This window comes from Hyunsoonleella sp. J2K-J805 (genome assembly GCF_057167125.1).
The window spans coordinates 1,445,759-1,467,851 of the sequence record NZ_CM169901.1 but is presented as its reverse complement, the minus strand read 5'-3'; the positions used below and the strand labels follow the sequence as shown (position 1 = coordinate 1,467,851).

20 protein-coding genes are annotated in these 22,093 nt (G+C 35.1%); 9 read left to right on the top strand and 11 right to left on the bottom strand.

Annotated elements, in window-relative coordinates:
* Positions 1–30 precede the first annotated feature (30 nt).
* Both AC1B0Z_RS06490 and AC1B0Z_RS06485 read right to left on the bottom strand, forming a co-directional pair.
* On the bottom strand, positions 31–2,652 hold the full coding sequence (locus tag AC1B0Z_RS06490) for an MGH1-like glycoside hydrolase domain-containing protein (RefSeq protein ID WP_483794811.1): 2,622 nt from the start codon (positions 2,650–2,652) through the stop codon (positions 31–33).
* A 431-nt stretch (positions 2,653–3,083) separates the two neighbouring features.
* The gene (locus AC1B0Z_RS06485; protein WP_483794810.1) at positions 3,084–4,073 is read right to left on the bottom strand and encodes an IS110 family RNA-guided transposase; all 990 of its coding nucleotides are present in this window, start codon (positions 4,071–4,073) and stop codon (positions 3,084–3,086) included.
* Positions 4,074–4,711: 638 nt separating this feature from the next.
* On the opposite strand from AC1B0Z_RS06485, the gene AC1B0Z_RS06480 reads away from it, so the two are divergent.
* Positions 4,712–5,695 (top strand): integrase core domain-containing protein, encoded by a 984-nt coding sequence (locus AC1B0Z_RS06480; RefSeq protein WP_483791788.1) that lies wholly within the window; start codon positions 4,712–4,714, stop codon positions 5,693–5,695.
* Positions 5,696–5,727: 32 nt separating this feature from the next.
* On the opposite strand, the gene AC1B0Z_RS06475 is transcribed toward AC1B0Z_RS06480, so the two are convergent.
* Positions 5,728–6,942: an RsmB/NOP family class I SAM-dependent RNA methyltransferase gene (locus AC1B0Z_RS06475; RefSeq protein ID WP_483794809.1), complete on the bottom strand. Its 1,215-nt coding sequence runs from the start codon at positions 6,940–6,942 to the stop codon at positions 5,728–5,730.
* A gap of 400 nt (positions 6,943–7,342) precedes the next feature.
* Between AC1B0Z_RS06475 and AC1B0Z_RS06470 the strand changes: the two genes are divergently transcribed.
* The 5 genes from AC1B0Z_RS06470 to AC1B0Z_RS06450 all read left to right on the top strand — a co-directional run bounded on the left by AC1B0Z_RS06470 (position 7,343) and on the right by AC1B0Z_RS06450 (position 11,841).
* Entirely contained in the window at positions 7,343–8,662 is a 1,320-nt protein-coding gene (locus tag AC1B0Z_RS06470; RefSeq protein WP_483794808.1) for a sulfatase-like hydrolase/transferase, read from the top strand.
* A 19-nt stretch (positions 8,663–8,681) separates the two neighbouring features.
* Positions 8,682–9,452: a YHYH protein gene (locus AC1B0Z_RS06465; protein WP_483794807.1), complete on the top strand. Its 771-nt coding sequence runs from the start codon at positions 8,682–8,684 to the stop codon at positions 9,450–9,452.
* On the top strand, positions 9,453–10,022 hold the full coding sequence (locus tag AC1B0Z_RS06460) for a toxin-antitoxin system YwqK family antitoxin (protein ID WP_483794806.1): 570 nt from the start codon (positions 9,453–9,455) through the stop codon (positions 10,020–10,022).
* Positions 10,009–10,692, top strand: coding sequence for an SCO family protein (locus AC1B0Z_RS06455; protein ID WP_483794805.1), 684 nt, complete (start codon positions 10,009–10,011; stop codon positions 10,690–10,692). The genes AC1B0Z_RS06460 and AC1B0Z_RS06455 overlap by 14 nt, the downstream gene beginning before the upstream one ends.
* Positions 10,693–10,770: 78 nt before the next feature.
* Positions 10,771–11,841, top strand: coding sequence for a WD40/YVTN/BNR-like repeat-containing protein (locus AC1B0Z_RS06450; RefSeq protein WP_483794804.1), 1,071 nt, complete (start codon positions 10,771–10,773; stop codon positions 11,839–11,841).
* Positions 11,842–11,853: 12 nt separating this feature from the next.
* Here the strand turns inward: AC1B0Z_RS06450 and AC1B0Z_RS06445 are convergent, their stop codons facing one another.
* From AC1B0Z_RS06445 to AC1B0Z_RS06415, 7 genes are all read right to left on the bottom strand, one after another.
* Positions 11,854–12,297: a sensor of ECF-type sigma factor gene (locus AC1B0Z_RS06445; RefSeq protein WP_483794803.1), complete on the bottom strand. Its 444-nt coding sequence runs from the start codon at positions 12,295–12,297 to the stop codon at positions 11,854–11,856.
* Positions 12,298–12,307: 10 nt separating this feature from the next.
* The gene (locus AC1B0Z_RS06440; RefSeq protein ID WP_483794802.1) at positions 12,308–12,811 is read right to left on the bottom strand and encodes a hypothetical protein; all 504 of its coding nucleotides are present in this window, start codon (positions 12,809–12,811) and stop codon (positions 12,308–12,310) included.
* Positions 12,812–12,855: 44 nt separating this feature from the next.
* Complete coding sequence (locus AC1B0Z_RS06435; RefSeq protein ID WP_483794801.1) at positions 12,856–13,398, bottom strand: RNA polymerase sigma factor; 543 nt, start codon at positions 13,396–13,398, stop codon at positions 12,856–12,858.
* Between the two features lie 305 nt (positions 13,399–13,703).
* Positions 13,704–15,539, bottom strand: a complete 1,836-nt coding sequence (locus AC1B0Z_RS06430) for an ABC transporter ATP-binding protein (protein ID WP_483794800.1) — start codon at positions 15,537–15,539, stop codon at positions 13,704–13,706.
* Between the two features lie 3 nt (positions 15,540–15,542).
* Complete coding sequence (locus AC1B0Z_RS06425) at positions 15,543–17,273, bottom strand: phospho-sugar mutase (protein ID WP_483794799.1); 1,731 nt, start codon at positions 17,271–17,273, stop codon at positions 15,543–15,545.
* Between the two features lie 105 nt (positions 17,274–17,378).
* Entirely contained in the window at positions 17,379–18,326 is a 948-nt protein-coding gene (locus tag AC1B0Z_RS06420; protein ID WP_483794798.1) for a glycosyltransferase family 2 protein, read from the bottom strand.
* A 3-nt stretch (positions 18,327–18,329) separates the two neighbouring features.
* The gene (locus tag AC1B0Z_RS06415) at positions 18,330–18,845 is read right to left on the bottom strand and encodes a DUF4199 domain-containing protein (protein WP_483794797.1); all 516 of its coding nucleotides are present in this window, start codon (positions 18,843–18,845) and stop codon (positions 18,330–18,332) included.
* A gap of 157 nt (positions 18,846–19,002) precedes the next feature.
* Between AC1B0Z_RS06415 and AC1B0Z_RS06410 the strand changes: the two genes are divergently transcribed.
* From AC1B0Z_RS06410 to AC1B0Z_RS06400, 3 genes are all read left to right on the top strand, one after another.
* Positions 19,003–19,254, top strand: a complete 252-nt coding sequence (locus tag AC1B0Z_RS06410) for a type B 50S ribosomal protein L31 (protein WP_347925314.1) — start codon at positions 19,003–19,005, stop codon at positions 19,252–19,254.
* 135 nt (positions 19,255–19,389) lie between these two features.
* On the top strand, positions 19,390–20,565 hold the full coding sequence (locus AC1B0Z_RS06405) for a GlmU family protein (RefSeq protein ID WP_483794796.1): 1,176 nt from the start codon (positions 19,390–19,392) through the stop codon (positions 20,563–20,565).
* A 140-nt stretch (positions 20,566–20,705) separates the two neighbouring features.
* The gene (locus tag AC1B0Z_RS06400) at positions 20,706–21,563 is read left to right on the top strand and encodes a TolB family protein (protein WP_483794795.1); all 858 of its coding nucleotides are present in this window, start codon (positions 20,706–20,708) and stop codon (positions 21,561–21,563) included.
* Here the strand turns inward: AC1B0Z_RS06400 and AC1B0Z_RS06395 are convergent.
* Positions 21,532–22,068, bottom strand: coding sequence for a hypothetical protein (locus tag AC1B0Z_RS06395; protein WP_483794794.1), 537 nt, complete (start codon positions 22,066–22,068; stop codon positions 21,532–21,534). The two genes, AC1B0Z_RS06400 and AC1B0Z_RS06395, sit on opposite strands and share 32 nt — an antisense overlap.
* Positions 22,069–22,093: the final 25 nt, after the last annotated feature.

Sequence of the window (22,093 nt, the reverse complement as noted above, 5' to 3'; positions counted from 1 at the left end):
TTTTAATGGTGTTGTTGTAAAGTTGTACAATTAACTTTCGTCCATTTCCATAATTAAATTCGCAATTAAAGCCGTCCACCCTGTTTGGTGCGATGCTCCTAAACCTTTACCATTATCGCCATCAAAAAACTCATAAAACAGGTGTAAATCCTTAAAATGAGCATCTTTTGTAAAATGCTTATCCGCATTATCGGCATGGTATATAAATTTACCATCTCCATCAGCTTCAAACAGTTTTACTAAGCGTTTGGTAAGCTCGTTCGCAATTTGTTTAAGGTTTAGCTTGTTACCAGAACCTGTAGGGAATTCATAAGTATATGCATCACCATAGAAGGTGTAATATTTGCGCAACGATTGTATAATCATATAGTTGATAGGAATCCAAATTGGTCCGCGCCAGTTAGAGTTGCCACCAAACATATTCGACTGACTTTCACCAGATTCATACTGAATTTGATGATGCCCGTGATGCTGAAATACAAACGGATGCTTTTCATGGTATTTAGATAACGACCGTATCCCGTAATCGGACAGGAATTCATCTTCATCCAACAAGCGTTTAAGCAAATGTTCTAACCTAAAACCACGCATAATAGCGAATAGGTAATTGCCATCATCATTAGGCGCATTTAAATTGGTGATTAACGAGGCTAAATCTGGACGTGTTCTAATAATTTCGTTGGCTCTATATCTAAAGTCTTTTAACTCTTCAAACAAATCTTTGTGCATAATCTCTACCGCAAACATTGGTATCACACCCACTAAAGAACGTACTTTTAGTCTATCGGTTGCACCAGAGGCCATTTCAACAACATCGTAATAAAAGTTGTCTTCATCATCCCAAAGCGAAATGTCTTTTTTACCAATATGATGCATCGCCCAAGCAATATTTAAGAAATGCCTAAAGAATTTTGCAGCAGACTCCTCGTAGATTTTATTGGTTTTTGCCAACTCAAACGACATGCGCAACATGTTTAGCGTAAACATCGCCATCCAACTTGTGGCATCGGCCTGTTGCATTCTGGTAATGCCCGGTGGCATATGGTTTCTGTCAAAAACTCCAATATTATCTAAACCTAAAAATCCGCCCTCAAATAAATCGGTACCACTTTTATCTTTCTGGTTTACCCACCATGTAAAATTTATGAGCAGTTTTTGGAAGGCTTTTTCTAAGAATTCGGTATCGCCTTTACCCGTGTTGGTTTTATCTCTATCGTACACATGCCATACAAAATAGGAGTGTACAGGAGGGTTTACATCACTAAAATTCCATTCGTACGCAGGAATTTGCCCGTTAGGGTGCATGTAGTTTTCCTTTAAAACCAAAAGCAATTGGTTTTTGGCAAAATAAGGGTCTATCTCAACAAAAGACGCCATATGAAACGCCAAATCCCACGCCGCATACCAGGGATATTCCCATTTGTCGGGCATGGAAATAATGTCTCTATTGGTAAGGTGCTGCCAATTGTAATTTCGCATGTTAGCCCTATTGGGTTTACTCTCTCCAGGACCACCAAACAACCATTTAAAAATATCTACGTAATAAAATTGCTTTGTCCATAATACACCAGCAAAGGCACTTTTAGCAATGGCTTGATGCGTTTCAGGAATTTTAGCATCTATGGTTTCATTGTAAAATGCTTCACATTCCGAAATTCTATCATGAAAAATTGCATCAAAATCGTCCCAAGGATTTTCTATTTTAGTATTGCTTAAGCGTACTCTCACCGATTTTTCCTCACCAGCTTTAAGCGTGAATTTATGCCACACCGCCATTTTAGAACCCGTTTTTTTCGGATTTACCGTTGGCATGCCATTCACCACATGGTCGTTAATACCGTCCTTTACATAGGGCACATCGTTCTTAAAATTATAGATGCGCTTATTATTGGTTTCATTATGGCAGTACAGCTGTTCGCCGCCATCATTATAAAAATAATAGTTGCCATTGCGCTTACTACTAGTTAATGCAGAACCATCAGAAGTAGATTTAATTTTAGGTCTAGAATGGCGTTTGTTATGTTTCCAAAAATTGCGGAACCAAAGATGCGGCAACACATGAATATCAGCAGCTTTACTACCTCTGTTCACGATGGTTACCTTCATTAAAATATCGTCTATATCGCCTTTGGCATATTCAATATAGCAATCAAAATAGGCATTGTTTTTAAAGGCATCAGTATCCAATAATTCATACTCAAAATGCTCCCTACCAATTTGGTTTTTGCTCACCAATTCACCATACGGAAACGCCGCATGCGGGTATTTATATAAATATTTACTGTAAGAATGTGTGGGTGAAGACACTTGATGAAAATACAATTCCTTTACATCCTCACCATGATTTCCTTGGTTGTTGGTAAGCCCAAACAAGCGTTCCTTTAAAATGGTATCATTACCATTCCAAAAGGCAGGCGCTAAACACAAAATTTCTCTGGTATCGGTAAATCCGCCAATACCTTCTTCTCCCCAGCGGTAGGCATTACTTCGTGCTTTTTCGTGGTCTATAAACTCCCAAGACTCGCCGTGTTCACTGTAATCTTCCCGTACCGTTCCCCATTGTCTTTCCGCCAAATATGGGCCCCATTTTTTCCAATTCTTATCATTGTCGGGTGTCGCTAAACGTTGTGCTTCAATACCTTTCTGAATCATGTGCTTCTAGAATTTATACCAAAAATAATCTTAAATTGTTAAAAAAGGACACCCAGTTTTAAAGTATTATGTAATTGCTTATTTAAGTTGTGCTATTTGCAGTTTTCAACAAAAATAAGGATTTAAAAATTGTTGAAATCACAGTTTGATTATTGGGGCGCCTGCCTGCCGGCCGGCAGGTTACCCTCCTAACACTTCGACAAGCTCAGTGCAGGCGTCGGGTGGGGCTTTCCGCTATACCTGCCTGCCGGCAGGCAGGTCTTTTGTTTTTGTCATTCCTGCGGAGGCAGGAATCCACAATGTTATCTAAAGCTGAAATAAAAGTTCGTCCAATCCAATAGAAAAACAAAAGGATGCCGCTGCAATCCCTAACGTAATCTGTTTGCTAACGTTAGTATCAACCCTAAATGTTCTGAATGTCAGTTCGATTTCTATGACATTACCAAACGATTTTGATAACAAGTTTGATTTTTTATTAGAGCAAAAATAAGATGAATGATTTTGTTTCTTACCGCATTAATGACACTCATCTTGTTTTTTCCTTCATTGACTTTTCTGTTGTAATACATCGCCAAATCATTTTGCAACCGTATAGCGCTCAATGCTCCAAGATGCAACAACCTTTTGAGTGATTTATCTGCTAGGTTCGACACTCTGTTTCGTCCAAATACCGATATTCCCGATATATTTTGAAAAGGGGCTACGCCAGCGTAACAAGCTAACTTTCTAGGGTTAGTGATGCTTTTGAACTCGTTGGTCTTCACAATCATGTTCCAACATAGAATATCTCCAACACCTGGAATTGAAGTTAGTTGTTTGTGTAGTGTTTTTAGCTTGTGATCAGATTTAATGATTGCTTTGATTTGTTTTTCGACAGCCTTTATTTGAATTGTCAACTCTTTGATTAATTTGTTGTTTTGCTTAATGATCGCTTTAGCCAATGACTGATTTTTTAATATCGTTAATTCCTTGTTTTTTGTATTTAATTGCTTTCGTTGGTTAATTCTAAAACGTCTTTCAGACAAAAGGATTTGCAGGTTCTCAACGATTTCCCTTTTCGGAACGTAAGTCGAGATTTCGGTATAGTTTTTCCTGATAAATTGCGCAATCCTAATGGCGTCTATTTTATCGTTCTTACCCCTGGTGAGCCCTAAGCTTCGTTTCAAATGTAATGGGCTAACAATGTATAGGTTTAAATCTAATTCCGTGACAACACGCATCAGTACCCAAGTATATTTTCCTGTGTTTTCAGCACAAATGTGATAACTGCACAAGTCTTTCTTTGACAACGACTTGAAGAACTTGGTTATGGCTCTTTCATCGTTCTTAATAACAAAAGACTTTGGGTGCCCTTCAATTATACAAATGTCCAAGGTGCTTTTGCTAACATCAATACCTACAAATTTTAACGCTCTTTTCATATCTTTGGTTTAAGTGAAACAAATGATAAACTCAACTCCTTGATAATGGGCTTAAAATCCCAAATTTCTAATCTGAGTTTATTATCAAAAGCGGAAGAAATCTAAATCGAACTATAGGCTTAAATGCTTAGAGTGAATTGATAGTGTATTTCTTCCGTTTTAAATATAAATTATCATTTGCTAATCTAAAGGAGTGATTTCGATGTTTCTTCGAAATTGTATCGAGAACACTTAACAAGCTAAAAAATATATTCACTTGAATAGGTTAGGGTTTGTCATTTTACAGAGCTAGGAACGAGATACGGTGATCTTTTAGAAATTAGCGACGGGAAATCTCATCAAGCTACCTATAATAAATTGAGTTCGATATAATAAATCTAGATAAAAATTTATCTATCAATAATTTATTGGCAGATGTCAGGTTGAGCGCAGTCGAAACCTCATTAGAAAAAGACGAACTTAGAAACCTTTCGACTGCGCTCAAGGAGACAACCATTTTATTATTAGGTTTTTAGTGAATAAAAAGTGAATTTTTACATCGAACTCCCATATAGTAACATTCCTAGTCATACCTCCTTCGGAATTGTAGAAGTCAACTAATTCGATGACAGAATTAACCAAGAGATTAATTTTGTTCCATGAGAAATAACAACGACGACCTAACCTTAAAACGCAATTACCTCCAGAAATACCAGTTTTTGATTAGTGAGTATGAACTGGTGAAGAACAAGTGCCATCCCAGGTATCGATATGTCAAGGATTTTCATGAGGCCAATGGCACTGATCGACGAAGCTTTTTAAAATATTACAATAGGTTCAAGCAAAGCGGAAAAGCAGAAGACCTGTTGCCCCAGAAGCGTGGGCCAAAGTGGAAGAGCAGAAGGCCTCTGCCCTTTATTGAGCAAAAAGTCATAGCGTTAAGAAAGCAGGGGAACAACAAATACGAGATTAGTTGTATTTTAAAGCCCCAATTAAGACAGTTTACCCCATCGCCATCTGGAGTATATAACATCACCAAGCGCTATGGGCTAAACAAGCTAACACCAAAGATGCAATCCAACAAACGACGTATCATAAAAGAAAAGGCTGGGGAACTGGCACACATAGACACACATTATCTCCCAAAAGGTATCGTAGCCAAAGAACCTAAAAAACGGTATTATCTGTACGGTATCATAGACTCGTGCACCCGTGTGGCATGGGTAGAACTTACAGAAGACCTAACCGCGTTAACAACCATGTTTGCGGGACTTAGAAGCTTCAATATCCTTTCTGAACATTACAATATAAAGTTCAGGGAGGCTCTTACGGACAATGGACCCGAATTCGGGCAGAAACAAAGTAAATCAAAGCATAACCACGCCTTTGAGCGGATGCTGTCCGAACTTGGGGTCAAACATAGATATATAAGACCCTATAGGCCACAGACCAACGGAAAAATTGAACGCTTTTGGAGAACCATTGAGGACGACCTAATAAGAGAGACATATTTCGAATCCAAAGAACATCTAAAAGAGGAAATATTACAATACCTTTACTATTATAACGAGGAAAGGCCTCACCAAAGTTTAAATGGTAAAGCTCCTAACAAGTTTAACAAAAATTGTCCTCGAATTAGTTAACCTTTACAGAAATGACTAAACAACTTTTTGTTTTACGCTTTGCGCTCCATTAACGCCATATAAAACCCATCATAACCATTTTCGTGGGCTAGAATTTTTTTGTCTTTTACCAACTCAAAATTTGCCCCACCTTCAGATTTTAAAAAGGCTTTTACTTGGTCTTGATTTTCCGATGGTAATACAGAACAGGTTGCGTATACTAATTTTCCGCCTTCTTTTACCATTCTAGAGTATTGTTGCAACACTTCTTGTTGGGTCACTCTAATTTTATCTATAAACTCAGGCTCTAGTTTCCATTTAGCGTCTGGGTTTCTTCTTAAAACGCCTAAGCCTGAACATGGTGCGTCAATTAACACACGGTCGGCTTTATCGTATAATTTTTTGATTGGTTTAGTAGAGTCAATCACCTTTAAATCCACGTTATGCACTCCATTTCTGCGTGCTCTAACTTTTAGCTTTTTAAGCTTGCTTTCGTAGATATCCATCGCCACAATTTGCCCTTTGTTTTCCATTAAGGAGGCTATGTGTAATGTTTTTCCGCCTGCGCCTGCACAGGTATCTACTACTTTCATACCTGGAGCAACGTCTAGAAAATCGGCCACCAATTGTGAGGAGGCATCTTGCACCTCAAAATAGCCTTTTTTAAAGGCATCAGTTACAAATACGTTGGCACGTTCTACGAGTTTTAATGCAGAATCGTAACCTTTTATGAATTCGGTGTCTATACCTTCATCAGCTAAAATGTTTTGTAATTTATCTTTGGTGATTTTTAGGGTGTTGGTTCTTAAAATAACGTCTGCTTTTTCGTTTTGCATTGCTATTTCTTTAGTCCATTTGGTTTCGCCTAATTCGGCTAGACCTATTTCGTCCATCCAATCTGGAATGGATTCTCTTAATTTTCTAACTTTAGAAAGCTCATCAAAGCGTCCCTTTATTTTTCTTGTAGGCGTGTTTTCAAAGTATTTCCAATCGGGTAATTTAATGCCTTTTAGTGTTGCCCATACGGCAAACATACGCCACAGGTTATCACGATCAAAAGGTTCTTTTACTTCGGCGATTTCAGCGTACAGACGCTTCCAACGTACAATATCATAAACTGTTTCTGCAACAAAACCACGGTCTCGCGAACCCCAACGTTTGTCTCGTTTTAAGAGTTGTTGAATAACTTTATCGGCGTATTCTCCTTCATTGAAGATTTTGGTAAGTCCGTCTATTACGGCGAAGCAAAGGTTTCTGTGTAAGCGCATTTTTTGTTAGTACTCAGTGTTCAGTGGCAGTTTGCAGTACGCACTCTAACCGAAATTGAACTGGTTAAAAATTTGACGGCAAAGGTACGGTTTAAATGTGGGATTGTGGATTTGTTTAGTTGTTTATTCCTCTGCTTTAGAGGGGTTAGAAGAGGCTTTTTACTCTTGCGGATTAGGGTTTCTATGGGTTGAGAAATTACTTTGGCGGATAGGTGCGTTAAGGATTGCAGTGGAAAGCCCACAGCGAGGCACGAGCGAGGACTTGTAGCGGAAAGCCTGACCCGATAGGGGAACGCCCAAAAAAAATAATTTATCAAGTGTAAGTTTTATAACTCATATTTTTTTCTTCAGTTTTTAAACCTTTTTATTTCATGAGGGTCTAAAAACGAAATATTACTATATGAAACTGCCCATCTTAACCTTTATTCTTTTATTTATAGTATGTTCTTGTAGTTCGAACAACGAGGAAGTTATCGATGATGAGACTCAAGAAGAAACTGTTAATTCGTCTCCAAATATTCTTTTAATTATTGCGGATGATATGGGGCTAGATGCTACTCCAGGATACAGTATTGGTGATATTAAACCAAGTATGCCTAATCTAGAATCTTTAATGGCTAACGGCATTAAATTTACCAATCTATGGTCTTCACCTTTATGCACACCTACCAGAGCTGGTATGCTTACAGGTAAATATGGATTTAGAACTAGCGTTACAAATGTAACACAGACTTTACCTACTAGCGAGCAGTCTTTGCAAAGTTATCTTGATGCTGTAAATTCTGGATATAATCATGCTGTTATTGGTAAGTGGCATTTATCTGGTAATGATATTAGTCACCCAAATGTAATTGGTGTAGACGAATATGCAGGTATGTTGGGCGGCACTGTACAATCGTATTTTAATTGGGATTTGATAGAGAATATGCAAAGTTCTAATTCTACGGAATATACCACAAGTAAACTTACTGATTTAGCTATTGATTGGATTGGAAATCAAAATCAGCCTTGGTTTTTATGGTTAGCATATAACGCACCACATACACCTTTTCATTTACCTCCAAACGAATTACACAATCAAGGTGCATTATCTTCAGACCAAGCAAGCATTGATGCCAATCCTTTACCGTATTATTTAGCGATGCTAGAAGCTATGGATACTGAAATGGGAAGGTTATTCAATTCAATGAGCCAAGAAGAAAGAGACAATACTGTTATTATTTTTATAGGTGATAATGGTACACCAAATCAAGTGGTGCAAACTTACAGAAATCGTCGTGCCAAAAACACTGTTTACCAAGGTGGTATAAATGTGCCGATGGTTATTTCTGGAAAAAATGTAGAACGCATAGGTGTTGAAGAAACAGCATTACTTAGTACAATAGATTTATTTGCCACAATCGCTGGAATTGCAGGAGCTGATATTACCAGTGTAAATGATAGTAAAAATTTCGCATCAATGTTTAATACATCGGGAGTTGCGGCTAGAGATTATGTGTATTCTGAAATTGGTAATGATAGCAATACTATTGATTATACCATACGCGAAGCGGCTTATAAACTTATAAGGTTTTCAAATGGAGATGAAGCGCTTTATAATTTGGAGCAGGACCCTTTAGAATCTACCAATTTATTAAATCCAAATCAACTACCATTATCTAGTGAAGCATTAAGTGCCAAAGAACGAATGGAAGCAGAACTCATTAACTTGAAACAATAATAATTTAACCCCTAATACTATGAAATCAATTAAAAATTTTATGCAATTTGCACTGTTTGTAATACTATTTATGCTAGCATGTTCAAATAGTGATGATAGCATGCAAGATGAACAAGAGCAAGAGAATACCGAGACTAATTATAACATTACATCAATTTTATCAAAGTTTGAAGGCACAGGTTTATCTTATGCTGTAAATGGTAACACAGTAACATTTACCACTCAAGATTTACCAAATCATACAAGTCCGTATTGGCCAACTGATAATCCACTTTACGAGGCTTATAACGGTACCAATAGTGATTTTAGAATAAATCCTAACAGAATTTCAGCTCAAAATATAGTATTTACAATAACACTAAATCCTGAAGAAGCTACCAATAAAGAAGCTACACCCATGGGGCCAATTGGAATATCAAGAAATGGTGTTGTATTTTTTAATCAATATGCTGCGGGTGGCTCGCCTTTAACTAATGAAATTAATTCCTTTGATCAATTTTTAGGGCATCCAGCTGGCCAAGGAAATTATCATTATCATATAGAGCCTACATTTTTAACACAAGAATTTGGAGAAGATGCGTTTTTGGGTTTGTTGGCAGACGGTTTTCCAGTGTATGGGCCATTAGAGAATGGTGAGATTATTACTAATTCAGACTTAGATGCTTATCATGGTCATACATCAGCAACAGCAGATTTTCCAGATGGAATTTATCACTATCACATCACAAGTGAAGACCCATATTTAAATGGAAATGGTTTTTTTGGTACACCAGGAAATATTACACGTTAATTGAAATTTCACGGGTTACATATCATAGTTTTAAGCGTCCTTCTTGCTGGCTGTTATTCTGCTACTGACACTTTAGTTTTAGAAGCTTCGGATAAAAACTTAGAATTGAATAATGGTGTTTTATTTTATAATGAAACGCCTTTTAGTGGAACATTGGTATCTTATTATAATTCTGAATCTTTAAAATCGAAAATTGAATATGTTGAAGGTAAAAAACACGGTTATGAAAGGCAATGGTATTTGGATGAAAACATACAGTTAGAACGTGTTTATACTAAAGGTTTAAAAGTAGGTGTTCATAAGGCTTGGTGGCCTTCGGGCGTTTTAAAATTTGAATATCATTTTAATGATGAGGGCGAGTTTCATGGTGATGTGAAAGAGTGGTTTCAATCTGGGAAGGTATTTAGAGACTTTAATTATGATTCAGGAAAAGAAGTTGGTCTTCAGCGCATGTGGAAAATGGATGGTAGAATTAAAACAAATTATGAAGTGATAAATGGTGAACGATTTGGATTGATAGGTTTAAAAAAGTGTTACACAGTAACTGTTGACAAAAATGAAATTGAATAGAGCTGTCGTTCCTGCGGAGGCAAGAATCTTGGGGATTATAAGATCGAAGTGTGTTCTAACTCTATTAATTTTAATCTTTTCGTTTTCGTGTAAAGAAAAGAAAACAGAGCAAACGGTTTCAAGTTTGCCTTATTTTAATTCAGCAGATTTCACACCAGAATGGAATACGCCAAAACATAAAATACCCGAGTTTTCATTTTTAAATCAAAATGGAGTAGAAGTAAACAATAAAACGTTTGAAGGGAAAATCTATATTGCAGATTTCTTTTTTACAAGTTGTCCTGGGATTTGTCCGAAACTCACAAAACACATGGGTACGATTCAGGAAGCATATCAAAACGAAAATGACATCATGTTGTTGTCACATACTGTTATGCCATGGCGAGATTCTGTACCTCTATTAAAAGACTATGCTGAAAAACATCAAGTGAATGCCAAAAAATGGCATTTGGTTACAGGAGATAAAGACGAGTTGTATACTATTGCCCGAACTGGATATTTCGCTGATGAAGATTTTACTAAAACGCAAGATGAAAGTAATTTTATTCATACCGAAAATTTTATTTTGGTAGATAAACAAGGCTATATTCGAGGTGTTTATAATGGCACACTAGCGTTTGATGTGGAGCGACTTAAGCGGCATATCAATATTTTAAAACAAGAAGGTTAATTTAATTAATAGATATTTTGAAGAAAAGCTTCGTGAATGTTCATGGAGCTTTTTTATTTTTATGGAAATTTGAAAGCTATGAAGCGTTTTTTCCTGCCGTTATTTGTTATTGTTTTTTTCTTTTCCTGCGGAAAGAATGAAGAGAAATATGTTTCTAGAGATATCTCAAGGATTTGGATTAAAGATATTCTTACTGATTCTACAAGAAGTATAAGAACTTTGGATATAATTGATAACAATATATATTATGCAGCCAACAATGGTAGATTTGGTATAATATTGAAGGATGGTGGAAAGGTTATAGATAATATAAATTTAGATAGTTTAATACCTTCATTTAGAGCGTCAGGATATAATAATAGAGGTTTTTTTATTTTGAGCATTGGTACACCAGGGTTAATCTATAAATATACTAAACATCCCAAGTTTAATTTATTTACTGAGGAGTCTAGTCTAGTTTACAAAGAAAGCCACCCCAGAGCCTTCTACGATTCCATGGACTTTTGGAATGACCAAGAGGGAATAGCTATTGGAGATCCAACGGATGATTGTATGAGTATTATTATTACAAGAGATGGTGGAGGTACTTGGACAAAATTATCATGCGATGATATACCTAAAGCGAAAGAAGGAGAAGCAGCTTTTGCGGCTAGTGATACAAATATTGCTATTGTTGAAGACCATACTTGGGTAGCAACAGGAGGGAAGGCAAGCAGGATTCTATATTCTCCAAATAAAGGTGAAACTTGGGAAGTTTTTGATACACCAATTATTCAAGGTGCAGCAACTACAGGTATGTATTCGATTGATTTTTATGATGCATTAAACGGGTTTGCCATTGGTGGTGATTATACAAAGCCTGATGAAAATACAACAAATAAAATAAGAACTAGTGATGGTGGAAAAACTTGGGAGTTAGTAGCAGAAAATCAAAATCCAGGGTATAGAAGTTGTGTGCAGTACATCCCAAATGGTAAAGGAAAAGAATTAGTCGCTATAGGTTTTAAAGGAATTGATTATAGCAATGATGCTGGAAGTACTTGGAAGCACCTTAGTGATGAAGGTTTTTATACACTTCGGTTTTTAAACGATTCAGTGGCTTATGCTGCTGGGAAAGGAAGAATTTCAAAGTTGACGTTTCGGAAATAAAAAAAGAGGCTTCTAAGGCCTCTCTTTACGTCGTTTTCTTAACTCTTGTAGCATTTTTTTCTTGAAGTCTTCTTCTGCGATTTTTAGCTTGATAAGTTTTTTTGCTGGTATAATATCTAAAAGTTTATTATGAAAAGTGTTGCGCAAATCATGCAATTTATTTTCAGCAGCACTCATTTTTTTTATTAAATCTTTTGCTTCCTTATCAGTAAGTAACTCATAGTTATCACGAATATTATTTCTGATACTTCTAATCTCTTCAAACCTAATTTTCGATGTTTTTGTCTCAAAATCGTTGTAAAGCGGCCAGAATTTTTGGGCTTCTTCCGTCGTTAAATCTAGCTGCTCGGTAATAAAGGCAATTTTTAAACTTTTAATGCGCTCGCTGTGTCTTGGTTGTGCGTAAACTTTAAAAGCCAAAAATAGCAATATTGTAAGGGTAATAAGTTTTTTCATCTGTTAGGTATTATTCTATCATTAAACTTTCAAAATCGTCAGAATTTAAAAGGTACGTTTCTATGGATTCATCATCTAGATTGTATTCAATAAAAGTGTTGTCTCTTATATTATCTTCAGATAATAAAGCGGCAATTTCATAAGAACTTATATTTACATCTATTATATAGTTTTCAACGGTTTGCGTTTCTAAATCTTCAAAGTCTGTTGTTGTATTAAAAATTGAAAGGTTGAATAATAAAAGAATCGCAGCTGCCATACCGGAGATATATATAATGGTTTTTCTTTTAAGAAGGGATATCACTTTTGTATCCTTTTTCTCTGCTACATTGGCAACAATCCGATCCTCCAAGGTTTCAAAATAGTGCTTTGGAACATCAAAACCTGTTTTAGAGGCACCGATAACTTCTTCTACCTTTATGTTATCCATCAGCGCGTTTTCAAAGTTCTCAAAATAGTCTTTCGGAACTTTAAACCCTGATGCATTGATATTATCTAATTTATTTCTTTTCATTGCTTTCTATTGTCGTTTCTTTGACTCTTATTTTACAAAAAGGTTTAATTATCAGTTAAATACGCTTCAATTTTTTTGACAGCAATATGGTAGGATGCTTTAAGGGCACCTTCACTGGTTTCTAAAATTTCCGCCATGTCTTTATATTTAATATCCTCAAAATATCTCATATTAAAAACTAATTGTTGTTTTTCTGGTAATGTAGCAATAGCTTTTTGTAATTTCAATTGAATGACGTCGCCTTCAAAATATACATCAGAAGTTAGATTGTTTATAGCTAGTTGCTGCACTTCTTCACTAGTAATTTGTAAACGTTTTGCATTCTTATTTATTAATGTAATGGATTCATTTGTTGCAATGCGATACATCCAAGAAAATAATTTGCTATCGCCTTTAAAATTATGAATGTTTTTATAGATTTTTATAAATGTGTTTTGAAGCACATCATCTGCATCTGCATGGGACTTTACAATATTTCGAATATGCCAATACAAACGCTCTTTGTAGAGAGTGATAAGTTCTCTAAAAGCTTTTTCTTTATGCTGGGGCGATTGCAGCTCTTGTACTAATTGTACTTCGTCAGTCACAAAAGTTGTTTGGTATATTAGACTGTTAAATATACTGAAAGTTTAATTTGAGATTCATACTTAGATTTCAATAATGCCTAATTGTTTAATAATCATACAATTATCGAAATTAATATCGATAAAATGTAAATAAATACGATAAAATGTAATATTTTCTTGTTTAGTATGTATTTTTAATATAGATTTGTATCAGAAACCTACTTATATATGTTAGTCGTCCCCAAGTCTAACATGAACAAAAAAAGGATAGTTGCCCAAATCACTATCCTTTTTTATTTTTCTAACGTTTTTTACCTCGATTACGATTATCCTATGCTTTGCATTTCCACAAGTTTGTGGTATGTACCCTTTTTGGCAATAAGTGCATCATGTTTTCCTTGTTCTACAATTTCACCTTTGCTCAAAACAACGATTTCATCAGCATTTTGAATTGTGGAGAGTCGGTGTGCAATTACGATTGATGTTCTATTTTTCATCATATTTTCTAAAGCGACTTGCACCAGACGCTCGCTTTCCGTATCAAGGGCAGATGTGGCTTCATCTAAAATCATAATTGGAGGGCTTTTTAAAACGGCTCGAGCAATACTTAAACGTTGTTTCTGTCCGCCAGAAAGTTTTCCTCCAGCATCTCCTATATTATAATCAAGTACGCCATCTAAATCTTTTACAAACTCCCAAGCATTTGCAACTTTAAGCGCTTCAATTACATCTTTATCAGTTGCATATTCATTACCTAGTTTTAAATTATTTTTTATGCTATCATTAAATAAAATAGCATCTTGAGTCACAATACCAAGTTGTTTGCGTAAAGAGCTTGTCGTTAAATTAGTGATGTTATCGCCATCAATTAATATTTCGCCTTCATTTACATCATAAAAACGCGTAATAAGATTTGCTACAGTAGATTTTCCACTACCAGACTGCCCAACAAGTGCCACAGTTTTACCTTTCGGGATAGTTAAACTGAAATTTTTCAATACATATTCGTCTTGATATTTGAACGATATATTATCAAACACAATTTCAGAATTAAAATCATCTTTTGTTTTGGCATTGGGTTTATCCTTCAAAGGGTTTGGTGTATCCACAATTTCTTGAATACGTTCTGCCGCAGCACCTCCTTTTTTGATATTGTAAAGTCCGCGGGATATGGCTTTTGCGGGAGTAAGGATGTTGTAGGCTAGCCCCATGTAAATTAAAAACTGACTCCCATCAAGAGCTAAATTGTTATTATCGCTCAAAACTAGATTACCGCCATACCATAATATGACTGAAATCATGCAAATACCCAAAAACTCACTTGCAGGCGAAGCTAGGTTTTGACGGTTCATCAATTTATTGGAAAACCGATAAAATCTAGAAGTAGATTCTTGAAATTTTTCGGTAAACTTATCTTCGGCGCTAAACCCTTTAATTATTCTTAAACCCGTTAGCGTTTCTTCCAAAGTGGACAGAAACATACCCTGTTCTTTTTGAACCCGATCTGATTTTCGTTTTAAACTTTTACCAATTCTTGAAATAACGAATCCCATTATCGGAATGAAAATAAATACAAATAGCGTAAGTTTCGGGCTAATGTATACCATGGCAATGATGGTAAAAATAATGGTTAAGGGTTCTCTAACAAGTAATTCTAAAACAGATAGAAAGGAATATTGTAAATCTTGAACATCCCCAGTTACCCTGGCCAAAATATCACCTTTTCTTTTGTCGGATAAATAAGAAAGTGGCAGCTCGATAGTTTTTCTATAAACTTTATTTCTGATGTCTCTAATAACACCATTTCTTAAAAATACGAGAAAATAGTTTGCGAGATATCCGAATAAATTTTTCAGAAGAAACATTACTACAATAAGACCGATGGTAAACATTAATGCTTTTGCTTTGTCGCCTTCTGTAAATTGATGCATTTCGTAGTTAAGAAAATCTCCAAGATATTCGCCCAGCTTATTCAAACCAGTGTATGTCGGCTTTACTTTAGGGACGATCTTTTCCTTATCGAAAATCACGTCCAACATAGGTTTTAAGGCCACAAAAGATAGCGTACCAAATAATGCAAAAAACACGTTAGAAATAACGTGTCCTATGGCGTAGCTTTTATAAGGCTTGGCATACCTTAAAATATTTGTAAAATGACTCATTAATTAAATAAGGTTCATGTCCTTTAAGATAGTTTCTGCTTTAGCGTCTAATTCTTTTTCTAAAGTTTTGAAGTTCTGAACGGTATCCAATTCTGAATTTACACTTACGTAGAATTTTATTTTAGGCTCGGTGCCACTGGGTCTTAGTGCTATTTGGCTTCCATCTTCCGTGTAATAAATAATTACATTCGATTTTGGAATGTCAATAGAAGTAGTTTCTCCAGAAATTAAATTTTTAGAAGTTGCAGATTCATAATCTTCTATCTTAACAACTTTAGAACCATTTACAACAGTAAGTGGGTTCTGGCGTGCATCTATCATCATTTGCTTAATTTCTTCAGCACCTTCGATTCCCTTTTTAGTTAACGATATGAGTTTCTCTTTGTAGAAACCATGTTCTGCATAAAGCTTAATTAATTCTTCAAAGAAAGAACTACCATCCGATTTAGTGATCGCTGCAATTTCACAGGCTAGGAGTGTAGAGGTAACCGCATCCTTATCACGAACAAAATCACCTACCATAAACCCGAAACTTTCTTCACCACCACCGATGAAATTTAATTCTGGATGGTCTTTAATGAGTTTTGCAATCCATTTAAATCCTGTTAGTACAATTTTATTATCAACACCATATGCATCAGCCAATTTATTTAGCATTGGTGTAGAAACTATTGTGGTTGCTATAAATTCTTTTCCTTTTATTTTACCCTCAGATTTCCATTTTTTCAAAAGAAAATCTACCATCATTACCATGGTTTGGTTACCATTTAGCAATTGTAGTTCATTATCAGAATTACGTACTGCAACACCCAGTCTGTCACAATCAGGATCGGTGCCAATTACAATATCGGCGCCAACCTTATCCGCTAGCTCCAAAGCCATTTTTAAGGCAGCAGGCTCCTCTGGATTTGGTGATTTTACTGTAGGAAAGCCACCATCGGGCTTTCGCTGTTCTTCAACAATATGTACATTTTTATAACCAGCACGTTTTAATGTTTCAGGAACCGCAGTGATTGATGTACCATGAAGCGAGGTAAATACAATTTTTAAATTATCTTTCGCTGCTTGCGAAGCGCCAACACTTCCGTTTTCAACTGAAGCATCGATAAATACGTCATCTACATCTTTTCCAATGTGCTTGATAAGGTCGGCATTGGCTTCAAACTTAATATCTGCATAATTCAAATCGTTGATCATTTTTATAACTGCGCCGTCATGTGGTGGTACCATTTGCCCACCATCTTGCCAATACACTTTATAGCCATTATATTCAGGTGGATTATGAGATGCAGTTAATACAATACCGCAATGGCAATTTAAATGTTTTACTGCAAATGACAATTCTGGTGTAGGGCGTAAATCCTCAAATAAATATACTTCAATGCCATTGGCTGAAAACACATCTGCAACTACCTTTGCTAAGGTTTGGCTATTGTGTCTACAATCGTAAGCTATAACGGCTTTAGGGGTTTCATTAGGAAACTGTTGGTGCAAATAATTACTTAAGCCTTGTGTACTTTTACCAAGCGTATATTTATTGATTCTATTGGTGCCAACACCCATGACACCGCGCATACCGCCTGTACCAAATTCTAAATCTTTATAAAAACTTTCTTGGATATCTTTTGGGTCATTGGCAATGCTATTTTTAATAGTTTGCTGCGTTTCTTCATCAAAGGTTGGCGTTAACCAAGTGTTTATTCTGTCTAAAATTTTTGGTTCGATATGAATCATAGTTATCTAGTTTATAATGGTAAACAAAAGTAACCATTTGATTAAAAATATGAATTTAAAACACGCTCTTTTTCAATATATATTTACGAAAACAACGTAATAAAATTAAAAATTAAGCTCGTCTTTTATGAGATAACGTCGTTTATCAGGTCTGTTTCGTAAAATAAGTTCGCCTAAAAAGCCAGCAACAAAGAATTGAGTACCGATAATCATTGTTACTAAAGCGATGTAAAATTGAGGTCGTTGGGTAATTAATCTGCCTGTTTTATCGATATACAATTTATCAATACCAAGATAAAGCGCAAAACTAAAACCTATAAAAAACATGATAACCCCAAGAGCACCGAATAAGTGCATAGGGCGTTTGCCAAAGCGAGACAAAAACCATATGGTTATGAGGTCTAAAAAGCCGTGAATGAATCGATCCATACCAAACTTAGTTTCGCCATATTTTCTGGCTTGATGCTTTACTGCCTTTTCTCCAATTTTATTAAAGCCTGCATTTTTGGCTAAAACAGGGATATAGCGATGCATTTCTCCGTTTACGTCTATGTTTTTAACAACGGTCTTTTTGTAAGATTTAAGTCCGCAATTAAAGTCATGCAACTTCACTCCAGAGGTTTTACGAGCTGCCCAATTAAATAATTTTGAAGGTAGATTTTTGGTAAGTAAGGCGTCGTAACGTTTTTTCTTCCAACCTGAAATTAAATCATAACCTTCAGAGTTGATGAGTTTGTATAGTTCTGGGATTTCATCAGGATTGTCCTGAAGATCTGCATCCATAGTAATAACTACATCGCCTTGGGCTTTTTCAAAACCAGCGTGAAGTGCTTGTGATTTTCCAAAATTTCTTAAGAATCGTATGCCTTTTACCTTAGTATCTTTTTGTGATAGTTCTGAAATAATGTTCCAAGAATTATCGGTACTACCATCATCAATAAAAATAATTTCATATGAAAAATGATTGGACTGCATAACTTTTGCAATCCAATCATGTAATTCTTTTAAAGATTCTTCTTCGTTAAGTAGCGGTATAACTACGGATATGTTCATTTATTATGCTTCTTTTTTCATCACAAGCCCGCCAATTAATGAATAAATCAATCCAAATATGGCGCTAAGACCAATCCAAATTGCCGATCCTAGAATGGGGTTAGAGAATTTTTCCATCATCTCCATGCTTTTATCAATCATCTCTTCTGTCATTTTAGGGTTGTCATAGAGTTTTTCCCGTACTACTTCCATGGATTTTTCAACAAATTCCGGATCAATAATATAGTGGAATAGTACATTGTAAACTGCGTAAACTAATGCGCTAATAACTGCTGTAGCAACACCTGCCTTTAATGCTTCCGAGAGCGATAATAACCCCGAGTTATGTTTTTTAAATTTACTAATTGTATATATTATGAACGCAGGAAAAATAATGTAATATATAAACATTGGCCATTGTTCGCCTTTTATCAATAATCCAGTTGCGTACATAGCAACTATGATAATAACGAGAATAATACCTAGAATCAGCCCATAATTAACTGAGAATTTTCCCGGAGATAATTGTTGTTCTTCCATAATTTTTTGTTGTTTTGGTTATATGGATAGTTAGTAAACAAAGATAACAAAACGTTACATTTTCGAACCTAAATAAAAAATATAAAAAAGTAATTGCGGATTTGTAAAAATTACTTAAATTTGCACCTCGAAAAATTAAGATTTAAAGCGTAAAGCGATGAAAAAAGGTATACATCCAGAAAATTATAGATTAGTAGCATTTAAAGATATGTCAAATGACGATGTGTTCTTAACAAAGTCTACTGCTGATACAAATGAAACGATTGAAGTTGATGGTGTTGAATACCCACTTGTGAAAATGGAAATTTCAAGAACATCGCATCCTTACTACACTGGTAAATCTAAATTGGTGGATACTGCTGGTCGTATTGATAAGTTCAAAAATAAATATGCTAAGTTTAAGAAATAAACTAGTTCAAAATATATTTGTAAAAAGCCTTTCTACTGTAGAGAGGCTTTTTTATTTTTACTTCAAAGTAATTTTAATCAACAAAAAGGCTGAGGTGTAAACTTCAAACTTCAAACTTCAAACTTCAAACTTCAAATGAACTATATTCTTTTTGACGGTCCCGCAAGGAATAATCTGCTCCCATTTACCTTTACCAGACCTGTAGCCGATATTCGTGTTGGAATTTTAACCATTAGGGAAAAATGGGAGTCGTATTTGGATACTACCACTACCACTGTAACAGAGGACTACTTGTCTGAAAAATATCCGATGGTGGAAATGGAAGAGAATATCATGATTAACGCTTCTTATCTCCCAAATTTCCAATTAGTTGAAATGATTAAGGGGCTAAAAGATAACCAAGCTATTTTTAAGGGAGAAGATGTTATTGCGTTTCATGCAAAGGAAGGACAGGATAACATAGATTTTGAATCGTATGATAATATCGAGTTTGGAAGTGAGTGCCTTAAAATAGAATATACTTGGGATATCTTTTCGAAAAATGGAGAGGCTATACAGGAAGATTTCACCTTGATAACCAAAAACAGAACATCCCAAGCTATCCCCGCGAGCAACAACGTAATAGCTTCAGAAAACATTTTTTTGGAGGAAGGCGCTAAATTAGAGTTTACCACGCTTAATGCTAGTAATGGACCAATATATATTGGGAAGAACGCAGAAATTATGGAAGGTTCTGTAATACGAGGTCCTTTGGCGTTATGTGATAGTGCAACCATAAAGCTAAGCTCAAAGATTTATGGACCAACAACAGTAGGTCCGCATAGCAAGGTAGGTGGCGAAGTAAACAACGCTGTTCTTTTTGGATTTTCAAATAAAGGACATGATGGATTCTTGGGTAATTCGGTTTTGGGCGAATGGTGTAATTTAGGTGCGGATACGAACAATTCTAACTTAAAGAATAATTATGCTGAAGTTAGATTATGGGATTATCAAACAGAAGGTTTTGCTAAAACAGGTTTGCAATTCTGCGGACTTATGATGGGCGACCATAGTAAATGCGGTATCAACACTATGTTTAATACAGGTACAGTTGTAGGGGTAAGTGCGAATATTTTTGGAAGTGGCTTTCCAAGAAATTTTGTACCAAGTTTTAGTTGGGGCGGAAGCAGCGGATTTACTACCTACTTAACCAAAAAAGCATTTGAAGTTGCTAAGGTTGTGATGTCCAGAAGAAAAATAGAATTTTCTAAGCAAGATCAAGATATATTACAACATGTTTTTGAAGAAACTAAAAAATACCGTCGTGAATAATTAATGGTTAACAATCTAATTATTAAAGATTTGTATATTTGTTTGCAAATCCTTTTACATTGAAATCACTTATTTATCTTTCAATTTTTTTCTGTTGCCTTTTAGGTTTTTCACAAGAATCTAAAGTTAAGATTACTAATTTGGATATAAATAGCGAGTATCCTCATTTTGCTATTATGCCACATGGCAACAACGAGATTATATTTACTTCATATCTTTTGAAAAAAAACGGAAAACCTAAAGTCGCATTTACTGGAGAGGGCGTGCTATGTATTTATAGTGGGAATATTTCATCAGATGGTTCTATTAACGGAATTAAAGAAATAAAAATTGACCATGAGGCTAGATTGGGGTTAATTACTAGTGCTGTTATTAGTAAAGATAAAAGTCGTATTTACATAATGACAACATATACTAATAAAAACATGCCTAAAGGAAACTTTAATAAAGCAAACTTTCATTTAGAGGTAGGGGAGTATAAAGGGGGTATAGGCTATACCAACTTTAAAGTGTTACCATTTTGTAAACCTAGGTTTTCTTATGGACATCCATCTTTAAGTCCAAATAATAAAACATTATATTTTACGGCTAATGTTAAGGGAGGAAGGCAATCAACCAAAGGAGGTTCAGATATTTTTAGTGTTGAAATTTTAGATAATGGTACTTACGGAGAGATTAAGAATTTAGGCTCTAAAGTTAACTCCTACAGCAGAGAGATGTTCCCAATTATGGGGCAAAACAATACGCTTTATTTTTCATCAAACAAGTCTAATGGACTTGGCGGTTATGATATTTATAAAACCCAAATGAATGACGATGGCACCTTTACAAAAGCAGAAAAACTACCAAAACCTTTTAATAGTGTAAATGATGATTTCTCCTTAATTATGTTGCCCAATGGAAATTCAGGTTATTTCGTTTCTAAACGAGATGAAGAAGGTAAAGGAGATGATGATATTTATTATTTTATAATGAACACACATCACAAACCAGAGTAATATTTTTTAAGTTTCCACTTACATCTGTGTTGTCGGAAAAGTTACCATTTAATGCATTGAACTCAAAAGTTCCATCTAAAGCAAACGTGTTTTCCATTTCAGAATTTTCTACTTTAATAAATTTATTTATTACCAATTTCCCAGATCCACCTCTGTAATCAATACCGTTAATTTTCATAAACAATTCAACAGTATTATAATTAATGGTATTACCTTTTTTAAGTTGAGATAAATCTATTATAACTAAAGAAAAACTTACATTGTTTTGTGAGCTATTAGAGTTGTTCTTAGATTCTAAAGATCCTATATAAGAGGTTGTATTTTGAATTTTGAAGGTTGAATTTTCAAACTCATAAGTACCATCAAATTGTCCGTTACTTAGGCTTAGGTTTAATTCAGGAGTGCCGTTGCCATTTTGTATTTCATTGGTTGAGTCATCGTCTTTACTGCATGATAAGACTAATAGTAGGAATAGAATACTTGTGATTTTTAATTTGGTTACCATCTTGTTAAGTTTTAATGTTTTTATA

Bases quoted from the DNA above. Each gene is read 5' to 3' on its own strand.
- AC1B0Z_RS06490 (WP_483794811.1), bottom strand. From the start codon at position 2,652: ATGATTCAGAAAGGTATTGAAGCACAACGTTTAGCGACACCCGACAAT.
- AC1B0Z_RS06485 (WP_483794810.1), bottom strand. From the start codon at position 4,073: ATGAAAAGAGCGTTAAAATTTGTAGGTATTGATGTTAGCAAAAGCACC.
- AC1B0Z_RS06480 (WP_483791788.1), top strand. From the start codon at position 4,712: ATGAGAAATAACAACGACGACCTAACCTTAAAACGCAATTACCTCCAG.
- AC1B0Z_RS06475 (WP_483794809.1), bottom strand. From the start codon at position 6,942: ATGCGCTTACACAGAAACCTTTGCTTCGCCGTAATAGACGGACTTACC.
- AC1B0Z_RS06470 (WP_483794808.1), top strand. From the start codon at position 7,343: ATGAAACTGCCCATCTTAACCTTTATTCTTTTATTTATAGTATGTTCT.
- AC1B0Z_RS06465 (WP_483794807.1), top strand. From the start codon at position 8,682: ATGAAATCAATTAAAAATTTTATGCAATTTGCACTGTTTGTAATACTA.
- AC1B0Z_RS06455 (WP_483794805.1), top strand. From the start codon at position 10,009: ATGAAATTGAATAGAGCTGTCGTTCCTGCGGAGGCAAGAATCTTGGGG.
- AC1B0Z_RS06450 (WP_483794804.1), top strand. From the start codon at position 10,771: ATGAAGCGTTTTTTCCTGCCGTTATTTGTTATTGTTTTTTTCTTTTCC.
- AC1B0Z_RS06445 (WP_483794803.1), bottom strand. From the start codon at position 12,297: ATGAAAAAACTTATTACCCTTACAATATTGCTATTTTTGGCTTTTAAA.
- AC1B0Z_RS06440 (WP_483794802.1), bottom strand. From the start codon at position 12,811: ATGAAAAGAAATAAATTAGATAATATCAATGCATCAGGGTTTAAAGTT.
- AC1B0Z_RS06430 (WP_483794800.1), bottom strand. From the start codon at position 15,539: ATGAGTCATTTTACAAATATTTTAAGGTATGCCAAGCCTTATAAAAGC.
- AC1B0Z_RS06425 (WP_483794799.1), bottom strand. From the start codon at position 17,273: ATGATTCATATCGAACCAAAAATTTTAGACAGAATAAACACTTGGTTA.
- AC1B0Z_RS06420 (WP_483794798.1), bottom strand. From the start codon at position 18,326: ATGAACATATCCGTAGTTATACCGCTACTTAACGAAGAAGAATCTTTA.
- AC1B0Z_RS06415 (WP_483794797.1), bottom strand. From the start codon at position 18,845: ATGGAAGAACAACAATTATCTCCGGGAAAATTCTCAGTTAATTATGGG.
- AC1B0Z_RS06410 (WP_347925314.1), top strand. From the start codon at position 19,003: ATGAAAAAAGGTATACATCCAGAAAATTATAGATTAGTAGCATTTAAA.
- AC1B0Z_RS06405 (WP_483794796.1), top strand. From the start codon at position 19,390: ATGAACTATATTCTTTTTGACGGTCCCGCAAGGAATAATCTGCTCCCA.
- AC1B0Z_RS06395 (WP_483794794.1), bottom strand. From the start codon at position 22,068: ATGGTAACCAAATTAAAAATCACAAGTATTCTATTCCTACTATTAGTC.